The organism is Kluyvera georgiana, assembly GCF_050990895.1.
GTDB classification, from domain to species: Bacteria; Pseudomonadota; Gammaproteobacteria; order Enterobacterales; family Enterobacteriaceae; genus Kluyvera; species Kluyvera georgiana.
In genome coordinates, this window is record NZ_CP158865.1 from 2,930,308 (window position 1) to 2,946,935 (window position 16,628).

Annotated in this window: 14 protein-coding genes; 10 read left to right on the forward strand and 4 right to left on the reverse strand. The window is 55.1% G+C overall.

Translation table 11 applies throughout. From position 1 onward, the window contains the following. Window position 1 precedes the first annotated feature (1 nt). From purB to ABTW00_RS14010, 4 genes are all read left to right on the forward strand, one after another. On the forward strand, window positions 2–1,372 hold the full coding sequence (purB, locus tag ABTW00_RS13995) for an adenylosuccinate lyase (protein WP_433636091.1): 1,371 nt from the start codon (window positions 2–4) through the stop codon (window positions 1,370–1,372). 126 nt (window positions 1,373–1,498) lie between these two features. Continuing rightward, entirely contained in the window at window positions 1,499–2,173 is a 675-nt protein-coding gene (gene phoP / locus ABTW00_RS14000; protein WP_064546348.1) for a two-component system response regulator PhoP, read from the forward strand. Beyond that, complete coding sequence (phoQ, locus tag ABTW00_RS14005; RefSeq protein ID WP_065356319.1) at window positions 2,170–3,633, forward strand: two-component system sensor histidine kinase PhoQ; 1,464 nt, start codon at window positions 2,170–2,172, stop codon at window positions 3,631–3,633. Before phoP ends, phoQ begins: the two co-directional genes overlap by 4 nt. 77 nt (window positions 3,634–3,710) lie before the next feature. After that, entirely contained in the window at window positions 3,711–4,832 is a 1,122-nt protein-coding gene (locus tag ABTW00_RS14010) for a JmjC domain-containing protein (protein WP_433636094.1), read from the forward strand. A gap of 146 nt (window positions 4,833–4,978) precedes the next feature. Here ABTW00_RS14010 and pepT read toward each other — a convergent pair whose 3' ends face one another. Next, window positions 4,979–6,205 (reverse strand): peptidase T, encoded by a 1,227-nt coding sequence (pepT, locus tag ABTW00_RS14015; protein ID WP_271458632.1) that lies wholly within the window; start codon window positions 6,203–6,205, stop codon window positions 4,979–4,981. A gap of 269 nt (window positions 6,206–6,474) precedes the next feature. On the opposite strand from pepT, the gene potA reads away from it, so the two are divergent. Genes potA through potD form a run of 4 tightly spaced genes read left to right on the forward strand, consistent with a single transcriptional unit; the run spans window position 6,475 to window position 10,302 of the window. Next, window positions 6,475–7,611 carry a spermidine/putrescine ABC transporter ATP-binding protein PotA gene (potA, locus tag ABTW00_RS14020; protein ID WP_065356317.1) on the forward strand — a complete coding sequence of 379 codons (1,137 nt, stop codon included), beginning with the start codon at window positions 6,475–6,477 and terminating at the stop codon, window positions 7,609–7,611. Further along, window positions 7,595–8,452 (forward strand): spermidine/putrescine ABC transporter permease PotB, encoded by an 858-nt coding sequence (gene potB / locus ABTW00_RS14025; RefSeq protein ID WP_163448081.1) that lies wholly within the window; start codon window positions 7,595–7,597, stop codon window positions 8,450–8,452. Before potA ends, potB begins: the two co-directional genes overlap by 17 nt. Next, window positions 8,449–9,240 carry a spermidine/putrescine ABC transporter permease PotC gene (gene potC, locus ABTW00_RS14030; protein ID WP_065356315.1) on the forward strand — a complete coding sequence of 264 codons (792 nt, stop codon included), beginning with the start codon at window positions 8,449–8,451 and terminating at the stop codon, window positions 9,238–9,240. The genes potB and potC overlap by 4 nt, the downstream gene beginning before the upstream one ends. Before the next feature lie 15 nt (window positions 9,241–9,255). After that, the gene (potD, locus tag ABTW00_RS14035; RefSeq protein ID WP_065356314.1) at window positions 9,256–10,302 is read left to right on the forward strand and encodes a spermidine/putrescine ABC transporter substrate-binding protein PotD; all 1,047 of its coding nucleotides are present in this window, start codon (window positions 9,256–9,258) and stop codon (window positions 10,300–10,302) included. A gap of 27 nt (window positions 10,303–10,329) precedes the next feature. Here the strand turns inward: potD and ABTW00_RS14040 are convergent, their stop codons facing one another. Beyond that, window positions 10,330–11,034 carry a GntR family transcriptional regulator gene (locus ABTW00_RS14040; protein WP_064549192.1) on the reverse strand — a complete coding sequence of 235 codons (705 nt, stop codon included), beginning with the start codon at window positions 11,032–11,034 and terminating at the stop codon, window positions 10,330–10,332. Window positions 11,035–11,383: 349 nt separating this feature from the next. Between ABTW00_RS14040 and ABTW00_RS14045 the strand changes: the two genes are divergently transcribed. Both ABTW00_RS14045 and bglX read left to right on the forward strand, forming a co-directional pair. Then, window positions 11,384–12,571, forward strand: coding sequence for a PTS sugar transporter subunit IIC (locus ABTW00_RS14045; RefSeq protein ID WP_433636096.1), 1,188 nt, complete (start codon window positions 11,384–11,386; stop codon window positions 12,569–12,571). Next, window positions 12,568–14,790 (forward strand): beta-glucosidase BglX, encoded by a 2,223-nt coding sequence (gene bglX, locus ABTW00_RS14050; RefSeq protein ID WP_433636097.1) that lies wholly within the window; start codon window positions 12,568–12,570, stop codon window positions 14,788–14,790. Before ABTW00_RS14045 ends, bglX begins: the two co-directional genes overlap by 4 nt. Window positions 14,791–14,830: 40 nt before the next feature. Here the strand turns inward: bglX and cobB are convergent, their stop codons facing one another. Then, window positions 14,831–15,652 (reverse strand): Sir2 family NAD+-dependent deacetylase, encoded by an 822-nt coding sequence (cobB, locus tag ABTW00_RS14055; RefSeq protein ID WP_064549186.1) that lies wholly within the window; start codon window positions 15,650–15,652, stop codon window positions 14,831–14,833. A gap of 12 nt (window positions 15,653–15,664) precedes the next feature. Beyond that, complete coding sequence (nagK, locus tag ABTW00_RS14060) at window positions 15,665–16,576, reverse strand: N-acetylglucosamine kinase (RefSeq protein ID WP_433641042.1); 912 nt, start codon at window positions 16,574–16,576, stop codon at window positions 15,665–15,667. Window positions 16,577–16,628: the final 52 nt, after the last annotated feature.

Below are 16,628 nucleotides of genomic sequence, written 5' to 3' on the forward strand. Positions count from 1 at the left end.
TATGGAATTATCCTCACTGACCGCCGTTTCCCCTGTCGATGGACGCTACGGCGATAAAGTCAGCGCGCTGCGCGGGATTTTCAGCGAATATGGTTTGCTGAAATTCCGTGTACAAGTCGAAGTACGCTGGCTGCAAAAGCTGGCCGCACACGCAGCCGTCAAGGAAGTTCCTGCTTTTGCTGCCGACGCAAACGGTTACCTTGATAGCATCGTGGCCAACTTCAGTGAAGAAGACGCTGCGCGTATTAAAACTATCGAGCGTACAACCAACCATGACGTGAAGGCGGTTGAGTATTTCCTGAAAGAAAAAGTGGCGGCTGTGCCTGAATTACACGCCGTATCCGAGTTTATCCACTTCGCCTGCACCTCCGAGGACATCAACAATCTGTCCCATGCGCTGATGCTGAAAACCGCACGTGAAGACGTGGTGCTGCCGTACTGGCGTAAGATTATCGACGCCATTAAAGATCTGGCGGTACAGTATCGCGATATCCCGCTGCTCTCCCGTACCCACGGTCAACCTGCCACGCCATCCACCATCGGTAAAGAGATGGCGAACGTCGCTTACCGTATGGAGCGTCAGTTCCGTCAGCTTGGCCTGGTCGAAATTCTGGGCAAAATCAACGGCGCGGTCGGTAACTACAACGCCCACATTGTTGCCTATCCAGAGGTTGACTGGCACCAGTTCAGCGAAGAGTTCGTCACCTCGCTGGGCATTCAGTGGAACCCGTACACCACCCAGATCGAACCGCACGACTATATTGCCGAACTGTTTGACTGTATCGCTCGTTTCAACACGATCCTTATCGACTTCGATCGCGACGTGTGGGGCTACATTGCGCTGAATCACTTTAAACAGAAAACCATCGCCGGCGAGATTGGTTCGTCCACCATGCCGCACAAGGTCAACCCGATCGACTTCGAAAACTCCGAAGGCAACCTGGGCCTGTCCAACGCCGTATTGCAGCACCTGGCCAGTAAACTGCCGGTTTCCCGCTGGCAGCGCGACCTGACCGACTCTACCGTACTGCGTAATCTGGGCGTGGGTATCGGCTATGCGCTCATCGCTTATCAGTCCACGCTGAAAGGGGTGAGCAAACTGGAAGTGAACCGCGATCGCCTGCTGGACGAACTGGATCACAACTGGGAAGTCCTGGCTGAGCCAATCCAGACCGTAATGCGTCGCTACGGTATCGAGAAACCGTATGAGAAGCTGAAAGAGCTGACCCGCGGCAAACGCGTCGATGCCGAAGGCATGAAGCAGTTCATCGACGGCCTTGCGCTGCCGGAAGAAGAAAAAACCCGCCTGAAGGCAATGACCCCGGCGAACTATATCGGCCGCGCCATCACCATGGTCGACGAGCTGAAATAATCCCGGCTCTATCCCCTTCTTCGTTCTGAAGAAGGGGACTTTCCCACCAATTTAATAAATGTTTATCTCCATAACGACATAATCAGCGTTAAACTATTCACGTCATTAATTTAATGGAGAAACAGCATGCGCGTACTCGTCGTAGAGGACAACGCTCTGTTACGTCATCACCTGAAAGTTCAGCTCCAGGAAATGGGCCATCAAGTGGATGCCGCAGAAGATGCGAAGGAAGCAGATTATTATTTAGGCGAGCACATTCCCGATATTGCTATTGTCGACCTCGGGTTACCGGACGAAGACGGCCTGTCGCTGATTCGCCGCTGGCGTAGTCACGATATTTCACTGCCGATTCTGGTGCTGACCGCACGTGAAAGCTGGCAGGACAAAGTAGAAGTATTGAGCGCGGGAGCCGACGACTACGTCACCAAGCCGTTCCATATTGAAGAAGTTGCCGCCCGTATGCAGGCGCTGATGCGTCGTAACAGCGGCCACGCCTCGCAGGTGATCTCCCTGCCACCGTTCCAGGTCGACCTTTCACGCCGCGAGCTGTCCATCAATGAAGAAGTGATCAAACTCACCGCTTTCGAATACACCATTATGGAAACGCTGATCCGTAATAATGGCAAAGTGGTCAGTAAAGATTCTTTAATGCTTCAGCTCTATCCGGACGCCGAGCTGCGCGAAAGTCACACTATTGATGTGCTGATGGGTCGCCTGCGTAAAAAAATTCAGGCCCAGTACCCGCAGGACGTCATTATTACCGTACGCGGCCAGGGCTATCTGTTCGAACTTCGCGAATGAAAAATATCCGACGGCATATTCTGCCGCTGTCGCTGCGGATGCGATTTCTGCTGGCGACGGCCGCCGTGGTTATCGTTCTGTCGCTGGCCTACGGCATGGTGGCGCTGGTAGGCTACAGCGTCAGCTTTGATAAAACGACCTTTCGTCTGCTACGCGGCGAGAGCAACCTGTTCTATACCCTCGCCAAATGGGAAAATAATGTCCTGGACGTTGAGATTCCCGATAATCTCAATATGCAGGGTCCGACGGTTGCGCTGATTTACGACGACAAGGGTAAATTGCTGTGGCAGCAAAAAAATCTGCCGTGGCTGACCCAAAGCATTCAACCCGAGTGGCTGAAAGGCAATGGCTTTTATGAGATTGAAGCCAATGCATCGTCTTCCAGCACGCTGCTTCACGGCAATCACGAGATTCAAAAAGAACTCACCGAAATGCAGCAAGCAGGTGATGATTCCGAGATGACGCACTCGGTGGCCGTCAATAGCTACCCGGCGACCAGTACGATGCCCGCACTCACCATCGTGGTGGTGGATACCGTCCCCATTGAGCTTAAACGCTCCTACATGGTCTGGAGCTGGTTCTCCTACGTGCTGGCCGCCAACCTGCTGCTGGTCATTCCGCTGCTATGGATTGCCGCGCACTGGAGCCTGCGCCCTATCGCCGACCTCACCCGTGAAGTGCGTGAGCTAGAGGATCACCACCGTGAACACCTCAACCCGGACACCACCCGCGAGCTGACGAGCCTGGTTCGCAACCTCAACCGGCTGCTGAAAAGCGAGCGCGAGCGCTATGATAAGTATCGCACCACCCTCACCGACCTGACGCACAGCCTGAAAACGCCGCTGGCAGTGCTGCAAAGTTCGTTGCGTTCACTGCGCAGTGAAAAAATCACCGTCAGCGAGGCAGAACCGGTGATGCTCGAGCAAATCAGTCGTATCTCGCAGCAAATTGGCTATTATCTGCATCGTGCCAGTATGCGCACCGACAATGCGCTGGTCAGCCGTGAACTGCACCCCGTGGCGCCGCTGCTGGATAGCCTGACCTCCGCGCTGAATAAGGTCTACCAGCGCAAAGGGGTCAATATCACGCTGGATATTTCACCGGAAATTACCTTTGCCGGCGAGAAAAACGACTTTATGGAAGTGATGGGTAACCTGTTGGATAACGCCTGTAAATACTGTCTTGAATTTGTCGAGGTTTCCGCCCGTCAGACTGATGATTATCTGCATATTATCGTTGAGGATGATGGTCCAGGCATTCCACAGAGCAAGCGCGATATCGTGTTCGACCGCGGCCAGCGCGCCGATACCATGCGGCCAGGCCAGGGCGTTGGCCTGGCCGTCGCCCGCGATATTGTCGAACAGTACGACGGGCAGATCGTGGCTCGCGATAGCCTCCTCGGCGGCGCGAAAATGGAAGCGATCTTCGGTCATCAGAATCTGGACGGTCACGAAGGGTAAATTCTGTTTCCGCAGCAGGGGTAGTTTTGTGAATAAGATGTATAATCCGGACATACATCTGCTGCGGAAAAAGTCATATGGAATACCACTTAACGTTAAACTGGCCCGATTTTCTGGCGCGCTACTGGCAAAAACGCCCGGTCGTGCTTAAACGCGGCTTCGCCAATTTTATTGACCCCATTTCACCGGATGAACTGGCTGGTCTGGCGATGGAAAATGAGGTCGATAGCCGACTGGTGAGTCATCTTGACGGTGACTGGCAGGTCAGCCACGGCCCGTTCGAAAGCTACGATCATCTGGGAGAGAGCAACTGGTCGCTGCTGGTTCAGGCCGTTGACCACTGGCACGAACCTTCCAGCGCGCTGATGCGCCCGTTCCGCGCCCTGCCCGACTGGCGCATCGACGATCTGATGATCTCCTTCTCCGTGCCTGGCGGCGGCGTTGGCCCGCACGTCGATCAGTATGACGTCTTTATTATCCAGGGCACCGGCCGTCGCCGATGGCGCGTAGGCGAGAAAACGGCGCTCAAGCAACACTGCCCCCACCCTGATTTGCTCCAGGTGCAGCCGTTTGACGCCATCATTGATGAAGAGATGGAGCCCGGCGATATCCTCTATACTCCACCTGGATTCCCGCACGAAGGCTATGCGCTGGAAAACTCGCTCAACTATTCTGTGGGTTTCCGCTCGCCAAACAGCCGCGAGCTGATTAGCGGCTTTGCCGACTATATTCTGCAACGCGATCTGGGCAACCAGCACTACAGCGACCCGGACGTTCCGGCGCGCGACCACCCGGCAGATCTGCTGCCACAAGAGGTGGATCGTCTGCGCGATATGATGCTGGGCCTTATACAGCATCCTGAGCATTTCCAGCAGTGGCTGGGGGAATTTATCAGCCAGTCGCGCCACGAGCTTGACGTTGCGCCGCCGGAGCCGCCGTATCAGCCGGATGAAATTTACGACGCGCTCCAGCAGGGCGACATGCTACAGCGTCTGGGCGGGCTGCGGGTTATTCGCATTGGCGATGATTTCTTCGTTAACGGCGAGAAAGTGGACTCACCGCACCAGCATGCGCTGGATGCAATGGCGGGCAGTATTATGCTGGAAAGTCAGCACTTCGGTGAGGCGCTGGACGATCCGTCGTTCCTGGTGATGCTGACCGCGCTGGTCAACAGCGGATACTGGTTCTTCGCCGAATAAACGACCGAACTAACGCAGATTGTAGGCCGGATAAGGCGTTTACGCCGCCATCCGGCAATCTGCGTGGAATCTGCCGGATGGCGGCTTCGCCTTATCCGGCCTACGTAAAAACCCGGCTAGAATCTGCGCCGGGTTTTCTTTGCGGGCTAGCTGCGCTTGGCCGTCAGCTCAGCGATACGCACAATCACCTTCACCGCCTTCTCCATCCCTTCCAGGGTCACGAACTCGTGCTTGCCGTGATAGTTATAGCCGCCGGTGAAAATGTTCGGGCAGGGTAGCCCCATAAACGACAGCTGTGCGCCGTCGGTGCCGCCACGGATCGGCTTGAGATCGGGCTCAATATCGCAATCGCGCATCGCCTGCTGGGCAATATCGACAATGTGCGGATGCTCCGCCACCTTCTCGCGCATATTGTAGTAGCTGTCTTCGATGATCAGCTCAATATAGCAGTCCGGGTGCAGCCCTTTACCCACCTTCTTGGCGATCTCCATCATTTTGCGCTTACGGGCTTCAAACTGCTTACGGTCGAAGTCACGCACAATATAGTGCATTTCGGCGCGATCTACCGTGCCCTTGATGCTGGTCAGATGATAGAAACCTTCATAGCCTTCGGTTTTTTCCGGGCTTTCATCGGCCGGCACTTCCGCATGAATACGCGTCGCCAGTGACAGCGCGTTCACCATCACCCCTTTGGCGGTGCCTGGATGGACGTTGTTGCCGACAATTTTGATGGTGACCGAAGCCGCGTTGAAGTTTTCATACTCCAGTTCACCCACGCCGCCGCCGTCTATGGTGTAGGCCCACTGGGCGTTAAACGCTTCAACGTCAAAGTGTTTCGCCCCTTTGCCCACCTCTTCATCCGGCGTAAAGGCCACGCGGATATCGCCGTGCGGGATGTTCTGCCCCTTCAGCACCGCCAGCGCGGTCATGATTTCGGCGATGCCGGCTTTATCATCGGCGCCGAGCAGGGTTTTACCGTCGGTGGTAATCAACGTCTGCCCCAGCAGTTGGTGCAGCACGGGGAACATCACCGGAGACAGCACTTCATCGCCGATACCCAGCGCGATATCGCCACCGCGATAGTTTTCAACGATCTGCGGGTTAACGTTCTTACCGCTAAAATCCGGAGCAGTATCAACATGGGAAATAAAACCAATCGCCGGAATGTCGCCGCTGACGTTCGCAGGCAGGGTGCCCATGACCGTCCCCTTCTCGCTCAGCGTAACGTTCACCAGCCCCATCGTTTCTAATTGCTCTTTGAGCAGATGTAACAGTTTCCACTGCCCTTCGGTACTCGGCACCTGACGCACGCCGGGCTTCGATTGCGTGTCCAGAGAAACGTACTGCAAAAAACGCTCAAGCAATTTATCCATGTAGCCACCCTCACTTTTTGTGACAACATTATCAATAAGCCATAAAAGACAAATATTGCGTCAGGTCACTTTTAGCCCGGCAAAGGCAACTTTTTTTCCCCGAACGGCATCTAATCGTCAGATATTCCTATAGGAAGTTTAACAAGGATTGGCGATTGAGCACGTTTGCCGTAGAATGCCAGCCCTTATTAATACGTATCAGACCTCTAAACGTCTAAAGGTGGTTAACCACAAACCCCGCATCGCCAGATTTTTTTCGATGCGTTTACATGGGACAGAGTAATAAATTGAATACAAAATCGCGTTCGCTGTCACCGCTGGTGGAACTGGTGGGGATTCGCAAGGACTTCGATGGTAAAACGGTCATTTCGGATCTCGATTTGACCATCAATAACGGCGAGTTTCTCACGCTGCTTGGCCCCTCTGGCTGCGGCAAAACGACCGTCCTGCGCCTGATTGCCGGGCTGGAGAGCGTCGATGCCGGGCAGATCCACCTGGAAAACCAGGATATCACCCACGTTCCGGCTGAAGATCGCCACGTCAATACCGTCTTTCAGAGCTACGCGCTTTTCCCACATATGACCGTTTTCGACAATGTCGCCTTTGGCCTGCGCATGCAAAAAACGCCGGCCAGCGAAATTGCGCCGCGGGTGAATGAGGCCCTGCGCATGGTCCAACTGGAAGAGTTCGCACAACGTAAACCGCATCAGCTTTCCGGTGGCCAGCAGCAGCGCGTCGCCATCGCCCGCGCGGTGGTCAATAAGCCTAGCCTACTGCTGCTGGATGAGTCTCTTTCCGCACTCGACTACAAGCTGCGTAAGCAGATGCAGAACGAGCTTAAAGCCCTGCAGCGTAAGCTCGGCATCACCTTTGTCTTCGTCACCCACGATCAGGAAGAAGCGCTGACCATGTCAGACCGCATCGTGGTGATGCGCGACGGTAAAATTGAGCAGGACGGCACCCCGCGTGAAATCTACGAGGAGCCGAAAAACCTGTTTGTGGCTGGCTTTATCGGCGAGATTAACCTCTTCGACGCGACCGTCATTGAACGCCTTGACGAGCAGCGCGTGCGCGCCAACGTTGAAGGTCGCGAGTGCAATATCTACGTCAATTTCCCGGTCACCGCGGGACAAAAGCTTCACGTTCTGCTGCGTCCGGAAGATCTGCGCGTCGAGGAGATCCACGACGGAAATGAGCTGGAAGGGCTTATCGGCTATATCCGCGAACGCAACTACAAGGGCATGACTCTGGAATCGGTCGTCGAACTGGAAAACGGCAAGATGGTGATGGTCAGCGAATTCTTCAACGAAGACGACCCTGATTTCGACCACTCGCTGGACCAGAAAATGGCGATCAACTGGGTCGAAAGCTGGGAGGTCGTACTGGCTGATGAAGAGCACAAGTAAGTTCCAGAACGTGGTGATTGCCACCATCGTCGGTTGGCTTGTGCTGTTTGTGTTCCTGCCCAACCTGATGATTATCGTCACCAGCTTCCTGACGCGTGACGATGCCAACTTTGTCCAGATGGTCTTCACGCTGGACAACTATGCGCGCCTGCTCGACCCGCTGTATGCGCAGGTGCTGCTGCACTCGCTGAATATGGCCGCTATCGCCACGCTGGCGTGTCTGGTGCTGGGCTATCCCTTCGCCTGGTTCCTCGCCCGCCTGCCGCAGAAGGTGCGTCCGCTGCTGCTGTTTTTGCTGATCGTCCCCTTCTGGACCAACTCGTTGATCCGCATCTACGGATTGAAGATTTTCCTCAGCACCAAAGGCTACCTCAACGAGTTCCTGCTGTGGCTCGGCATCATTGATACGCCCATCCGCATCATGTTCACCCCCAGCGCGGTGATCATCGGCCTGGTGTATATTCTGCTGCCATTTATGGTCATGCCGCTGTACTCCAGCATCGAAAAGCTCGATAAACCGCTACTGGAAGCGGCGAAAGATCTTGGCGCCAACAAGCTGCAAACCTTTATTCGTATCATCATTCCACTGACTATGCCGGGGATTATCGCCGGTTGTCTGCTGGTGATGTTACCGGCGATGGGCCTGTTCTACGTCTCAGATCTGATGGGCGGCGCGAAAAACCTGCTGATCGGCAACGTCATTAAGAGCCAGTTCCTCAACATTCGCGACTGGCCGTTCGGCGCCGCCACCAGCATTACGTTAACGGTAGTGATGGGGCTGATGCTGCTGGTCTACTGGCGCGCTTCGCGTTTGCTGAACAAGAAGGTGGAACTGGAATGATCGGTCGACTGCTGCGCGGTGGCTTTATGGCCGCCATTTATGCTTATCTCTATATTCCGATTATCATTTTGATCGTGAACTCGTTTAACAGTTCTCGTTTCGGGATCAACTGGCAGGGTTTTACCACCCAGTGGTACAGCCTGCTGATGAACAACGACAGCCTGCTGCAGGCGGCCCAACACTCGCTGACAATGGCGATTTTCTCCGCCACCGCCGCGACGCTTATTGGTTCGCTGACCGCTGTGGCGCTCTATCGCTACCGTTTCCGCGGTAAACCGTTTGTCAGCGGGATGCTGTTTGTGGTGATGATGTCGCCGGATATCGTCATGGCTATCTCCCTGCTGGTGCTGTTTATGCTGTTAGGGATTCAGCTCGGCTTCTGGTCGCTGCTGTTTTCACACATCACTTTCTGCCTGCCATTCGTGGTCGTCACCGTCTTCTCGCGCCTTAAAGGCTTTGACGTACGGATGCTGGAGGCGGCGAAAGATCTGGGGGCCAGCGAGTTGACCATTCTGCGCAAAATTATCCTGCCGCTGGCCATGCCGGCGGTCGCCGCGGGCTGGCTGCTGAGCTTCACCCTGTCGATGGATGACGTGGTGGTTTCGTCGTTCGTCACCGGGCCAGGCTACGAGATTCTGCCGCTGAAGATCTACTCGATGGTGAAGGTTGGCGTATCGCCGGAAGTGAACGCGCTGGCTACCATTCTGCTGGTTCTGTCGCTGGTGATGGTGATTGCCAGCCAGCTGATTGCACGTGATAAAACGAAGGGCCTGAAGGTCAGGCACTAACTCAGGGGACGTAAAATGATGAAATGGTCACGCCACCTGCTCGCGGCAGGTGCTTTAGCGCTCGGTATGAGCGCAGCCCACGCGGACGATAGCAAAACGCTGTACTTCTATAACTGGACGGAATATGTTCCGCCCGGACTGCTGGAACAGTTCACCAAAGAGACCGGCATTAAGGTTATCTATTCGACATACGAATCGAATGAAACCATGTACGCCAAGCTCAAGACCTATAAAGACGGCGCCTATGACCTGGTGGTACCGTCCACCTACTTTGTCGATAAAATGCGCAAAGAAGGGATGATTCAGAAGATCGATAAAACGCAGCTGAGCAACTTCAAAAATCTCGATCCGGAGATGCTCAATAAGCCGTTCGACCCGAATAACGACTATTCCATTCCGTACATCTGGGGTGCCACCGCCATTGGCGTCAACAGCGACGCGATTGACCCGAAAACCGTCACCAGCTGGGCCGATCTGTGGAAACCGGAATACAAAAGCAGCCTGCTGCTGACCGACGATGCTCGCGAAGTGTTCCAGATTGCGCTGCGCAAGCTGGGCTATTCCGGCAACACCACCGACCCGAAAGAAATTGAAGCGGCCTATAACGAGCTGAAAAAACTGATGCCAAACGTGGCCGCCTTCAACTCTGACAACCCGGCCAACCCGTATATGGAAGGCGAAGTGAATCTCGGCATGGTGTGGAACGGCTCGGCATTCGTTGCCCGTCAGGCAGGTACGCCGCTGGAAATCGTCTGGCCGAAAGAAGGCGGTATCTTCTGGATGGACAGCCTGGCGATTCCGGCCAACGCCAAAAACAAAGCGGGCGCGCTGAAGCTGATTAACTTCCTGCTGCGCCCGGACGTGGCCAAACAGGTTGCAGAAACCATCGGCTACCCGACGCCAAACCTGGCGGCGCGCAAGCTGCTGAGCCCGGAAGTGGCCAACGACAAGTCGCTCTACCCGGATGCGGAAACCGTGCAGAAAGGCGAGTGGCAGAACGATGTGGGCGCTGCCAGCACGCTGTACGAAGAGTATTATCAGAAGCTGAAGGCCGGGCGTTAACGTCACATTTGGGGCGCTATGCGCCCCTCATCTCACTCGCGGGTAGAAATAGCGCACCCGGAACTCATCGTTATTGTTATAAAGCACCGAATAGTCGAGCGGCCTGCCTGAAGGCTCCACTGCCTGCGTTTCAATCCGGATCACCGGGTCCTTTTCACTGAGATTAAGCATCCTCGCGACGTCCCGATGCGCTAACGCGGTTGAAAATGTTTCATAGCATCCAGCGATGGTAATTCCGCATTCTTCCTCAAAGAAGTCAAACTTTGAATGATTCATATGCTCCATCGTCAAACGCGGAAAACGCTGCGCCGAGAGCCAGGTTTCCTCCAGCTGCATAGGCGTTTTATCCATCGTACGCAATCGCTTAACGTGGAATACCGGCTCACCCACCTCACACTGTAGCCAGGCGGCAATATTTTCTCTCGCCGGAATAACCTCAAAGCTCAGCACGCGACTCACGGCCGGTTTACCCTGAATGCGGGCAATTTCGCTGAATCCCATAAACCCATTCAGCCAGGCAACCGTCTTTTTGTGCCGAATAATGCTACCGGTCCCCTGCCGCTTTTCAATAATCCCTTCCTGCTCCAGAACCGCAAGTGCTTTCCGCAGGGTATTTCGCGACACCTTAAAATAGGCAGCAAGCGTTTTCTCCGCAGGTAGGGCATCGCCTTCTTGTCGGTCCGATGCGTCTATATATTCATTAATTAAATGGACAACCGAACGATAAATCATGGCAGCCTCCCATCAGGTCAGAGAGACAGAATAACGCGATCCCCCCAGAATACCAGCAATCAAAAGCACCACTTAGGGATAAGTTTTTTCACATTAATATCAAAGAGATAATAAAAACAAAAATAAAAAATCCATTATTTATTCCTGTTTACACTGATAAATGGACATGTCAGCACAGTGAAATATTGATGGGCTTAACATTATCAGTGAAAAATAAAAACAAAAATAAACAACGACCTGACCTCACACTATTAATCACATGAATAAATTAGAAAAAACATTTCAAAAAATAAATCCCATTATTATCTGGCTGGGAAAAAGTCCCTGGCTGCAGGCAATATCTATCTCGATGGTTTCCACCGTTGCGATCACGCTTATCGGCTCGCTCAGCGTACTACTGATGGTGTTTCCTGTGGACAGCGTGCATCAGTTTTTTATTGTCAGCAAAATGATGCCGGTGTTTAACAACGTAACGACCTGTACTCTGGGTATACTCGCCATTTACGTCACCTTCTTTATGGCGCGTAACCTTGTTCGTCAGTACAACGTGGATACCGATAGCACACTGTGCGGTATCGCGGCCATCATGGCCTTTTTAATCGTCACGCCAATGGCTGACGATACAGGAGCCATCACCGCAATTCCGCTGACCTGGCTCGGCGTACAGGGCGTTTTTTCCGCGATGCTGATTGGCCTGAGCGTCGGGCGTCTCTTTATCTTTATTATCCAGCGCGGCTGGACGCTGCGTCTGCCCAAAGGGGTGCCGCCAATGATAGGCCGGGTGTTTGAAGGCCTGTTCCCCTTTGTGCTGGTGGGTATCGTTTTTCTGCTGATTAACCGCCTGTTTATGGCAACCCCCTGGGAGAATGTTCACCAGTGTATTTATACCCTCATCCAGCAGCCTTTGAAGGGGCTGGGGGGAAGCCTGTGGGCGTTCCTTCTGGTGACGCTGGTCATGCAGATTTTGTGGTTTCTCGGTATTCACGGCACCAACGTGGTGCTACCGCTGGTTACTCCCATCTGGCTGGCGATGGATCTCGAAAATCTCGCCGCGTGGCGCAACGGCCTGGAGATGCCAAACGTCCTTGGACTGGCCTTCTTCAACATTGTCACCTGGAGCGGACTGGCGCTGGGTTTAGTGCTGCTAATGTGCGTGTCGAAAAGCAAACAGTTTAACCAGATGGGCAAACTGGCGCTGATGCCTGCGCTTTTTGGCATCACCGAGCCGGTGATTTTCGGTACGCCGCTGGTGATGAATTACCGTCTGATGGTGCCTTTTGTGACCAATAACGCCATCGCTATTGCCCTTTCATGGCTGCTCATCAAGCTGGGGCTGGTGGCGAAAATCGTCGGTGCCCAGACTATCTTTGGCCTGCCATTGGGGTTCTTCGCCACGGTGGGTGGCGCGGCGTCGATTATTGCTCTGCATCTTTTCTTACAGCTGATTCTTTCGCCGCTGCTCTGGTATCCATGGTTCAAAATGGCCGAGCACGCCGCGCTTGCGGCGGAACGCGAAGCTGACAAGGAGGACCTATGACTCACCTTCACGCACTGCTAGCGCAAATGACGTTGGATGAAAAGATTGGCCAGTTGGTGCAGCTGTCTGGCGAATTCTTCCTGGATGAACCCCAGCTTACCGTTGGGCCAAAGGCCCGTCTGGGCATCACTCAGGAGGTGGTCAGTAACGTCGGCTCGGTGCTGAACGTTTCCGGCGCCGCCAAAACGCGGGAAATTCAGCGTCAACACCTGGAAAACAGTCGTCTGAAGATCCCGCTTCTGTTTATGGCCGACGTGATTTACGGTTACCGTACCATCTTCCCAATTCCATTAGCGCTAGGCTGCACCTGGGAACCGTCGCAGATTCGCCAGTGCTGCGTCGTTGCCGCGAAGGAAGCCGCTAGCGCCGGTAGCCACGTCACCTTCGCGCCGATGGCGGATCTGGTGCGCGATGCCCGCTGGGGACGCTGTATGGAGTCGACCGGCGAAGATGTGTTCCTGAATACTCAGTACGTTCGCGCCAGCGTCGAGGGGTTCCAGCAGAATCTGGCGACTCAGCAGGGGCTGGCGGCCTGCGTGAAGCATTTTGTTGGCTATGGCGCGCCTGTCGGCGGACGCGACTACAACACGGTTGAATTGTCGCACCAGAGCCTGTTTGACGATTACTTTCCGCCGTTCCTGGCGGCCATCGAAGCGGGCTGCGAGATGGTTATGACGTCATTCAATACCGTTGACGGTATTCCGGTCACCGCCAACCCATGGTTACTGAAAACCCTGCTCCGCGATCGCTGGCATTTTCAGGGCATCACCATCGCCGATTACGCCGCCGTAAAAGAGCTCATTCCCCACGGCGTGGCAGCCGATGAGCAGGAAGCCTGCGCCCTCGCCTTTAATGCCGGGCTGGATATTGATATGAAAACCGCCTGTTACGCCAACGGCCTGAAGCCGCTGCTGGCAGCGGGGAAAATCAGTGAACGGGCGTTAGATGCAGCGGTGCTGCGCGTCCTGAGGCTGAAGCAAAAGCTCGGTCTATTCGAAGATCCTTATCGCGGCACATCTCCCGAAGGCGAACAACGCTGCTGCTATCACCCAGACCATCTGCGGCTTGCCCGCGAGACGGCGGGCAAATCGATAGTGGTGCTCAAAAATGAGCATCAGACGCTGCCCTTTCACCCGGAGACAACGCGTATCGCCCTGATAGGCCCTTATGCCGATAATCCGGACATTTTCGGACTATGGGCGGTTTACGGAGAAAAGTCACGCTGTACAACGCTAAAGGGCGCGCTGCAGGAAGCGGTTCCCGCGGGAAATTTACGCGTGACGCAGGGCTGCGATCTGCTGCTGGACTACGATTTCCTCGGCGAATTTGGCGCCACCCACCAGATAGACAAAACTCGCGCCCTCTCGGACACTGAGCGGGAGCAAGAACGTCAGCGGGCATTGAACTACGCCCGCGAGGCCGACATTGTGCTGCTGGCGATGGGCGAACATATGATGCAAAGTGGCGAAGCCGCCAGCCGCACTGACCTGCACCTGCCACGTCACCAGGTGGCCTTTATTCAGCAAATCGCAGCCGTCGCGAAAAAGACCGTGTTAATCCTGTTTAACGGCAGGCCGCTGGTGCTCACCGACATCGTTGACTGCGTTGACGCAATTGTCGAAGCCTGGTTCCCCGGCATCGAGGGCAGTCGCGCGCTGGTGGATATTATCAGCGGCGCGCGCAACCCTTCGGGGCGGCTATCGATGAGTTTTCCCTATGCTAATGGCCAGGTTCCCGTCTATTACAATGCACTTAACACCGGCCGACCGGCTCAACGGTCCGATCATAGTCCACGCTTTCTTTCCAAATATCTCGACTGTCCAAACGCGCCGCTGTTTCCCTTTGGTTTCGGGCTCTCGTGGCATCACACCACGCTTAGCACACTCCGCGTTACGCCAAAGCTGGTGCCGGGAGGCAGGGTTACGGTCAGTGTGACGGCCAGCAACTCAAGCCATACCGCCGGATGCGAAACAATACAGCTTTACCTTAACGACTGCGTTGCCTGTATTGCTCGGCCCGCTTTACAGCTAAAAGCCTTCACCCGAATCTCGCTTGCTGCCGGTGCCTCGCAGGTGGTGAGCTTTGAGATGACGGAAAACGATCTGGGCTTCTACGATGCCGAAGGAGCATTGCGGCTGGAGTACGGCAAGTTTCGGGTCTTTGTCGGTCTGAACAGCGCGGACTTGCTGGAGGGTGAATTTTACTACGCGGAAAGCTAATCATCGGGCATCCGGCAAACCGCGCCGGATGCCCGAATATTTACAGCGATTTCAACAGTTCATCAACATAGGCCGGCACCACTTCGCTCGCCAACCCATAGTGTTTCTCTTCAAACTCGCTGCCGACCTGGCTCGGTTCGAGGTTGAGTTCCACGGTATGGGCGCCGTGTAACTTAGCCTCGTGGACGAAACCGGCAGCCGGATAAACGTGGCCAGACGTGCCGATAGCGATAAAGATGTCGGCCATCGACAGCGCGAGGTAGATATGGTCCATCTCAAACGGCATCTCGCCAAACCAGACGATATGCGGACGCAGCGGTGCCGGGAACTGACAGCAGTGGCAGCGTTCGTCTACCGGTAAATCGCCCGGCCAGTCGAACACCTGACCGCTTTGGGTGCAGCGCACCTTCAGCAGCTCACCGTGCATGTGCAGCACGTTTTTATTGCCCGCGCGCTCATGCAAATTGTCGATGTTCTGCGTGACCAGCATAAAGTTCTCGCCGAGCGCCTCTTCCAGGCGGGCCAGCGCCAGGTGCGCCGCGTTAGGCGCAATCTCCGGCTGCTGGAGCTGGCGCCGGCGTGCGTTATAAAAGCTCTGCACCAGCTCAGGATTACGTGCGAAGCCTTCCGGCGTCGCCACGTCCTCAACCTTATGCTCTTCCCATAGCCCATCGGCCGCCCGGAAAGTCCGAATCCCCGACTCTGCCGAAATACCCGCGCCGGTTAACACCAACACTCTTGGTTTATCCATCTCTTCTGGCATCACCCTGTCCGTGAAAAAAATCCGCTGGCGCAGACGCTGGCGCAGCTGACGTTTATTCCGACGAAAACGGCTCAATCGATGTAAGCGGCGCGACTGCATATCTACTCCATGTTAGTTGGTCAGATGAAGGAACGCAGCGCCGCGCATCCCCCCTGCATCACCGTGGCGTGCGCATTCAATGCGCGGCGTGCGGGCTACAGGCAGTAAATGACGCGGTAAGCGGTGCGCAAGTCCATCGGCGATCGCTGAAAAATTCGATAACCCACCGCCGAGCACCAGCAGATCCGGGTCGACAATGGTCAGTATATTCCCCAGGCACACGGCGAGCAGATCGAGGTAAAGCTCAACGTGCTCGTGCGCCCTTTCGTCTCCCTGCTGCCAGAGGGCAACAATTTCCGGCGAGGTGAGCGGCTGCTGATAGACATGGTTGTACAGCCACGCGAACCCACGCCCGGATAAATAGTTTTCAATGCAGCCAAGCTGGCCGCAGCCGCAACGCACCAGCGGGAAATCACGCCCCACTACTTCCAGCGCGTCGACCGGCAGGCGAATATGACCAAACTCGCCGGTAATATAGCTGTGACCGGTAATCGATTTACCGTTCAGCACGATACCGCCGCCGACGCCGGTACCAAGAATCAGGCCCATCACCAGCGGGTACTGGGTAAACTCGTCGTCCCAGGCCTCGGAAATGGCAAAACAGTTAGCGTCGTTATCCAGACGTACGTCACGGTCGAGCAAGCGACTCAGATCCGCACGGAGCGGTCGACCGGTCGCCGCCGGGACGTTCGCCGCATACAGCGTACCGTCTTCGGTTTCCGGCATGCCGGGAATACCGATACCTACCGTTCCCCGGCAGTTGAAGCGCGCATCGGCTTCTGCCACCAGCCCGGTTACCGCCTCAAGGAAGCTTTCATAGCTCTCTTTCGGCGTCGGGATACGTTTTTCCCACTGAAGCTGGCGCGATGAATCAAATACGCCCAGCGCGATTTTGCTGCCGCCAATGTCAAATCCATAATGCATCATGTTCATTCCTCTAACTGACGCACGCAGCAGCAACGCCGCGCGGTCAGGA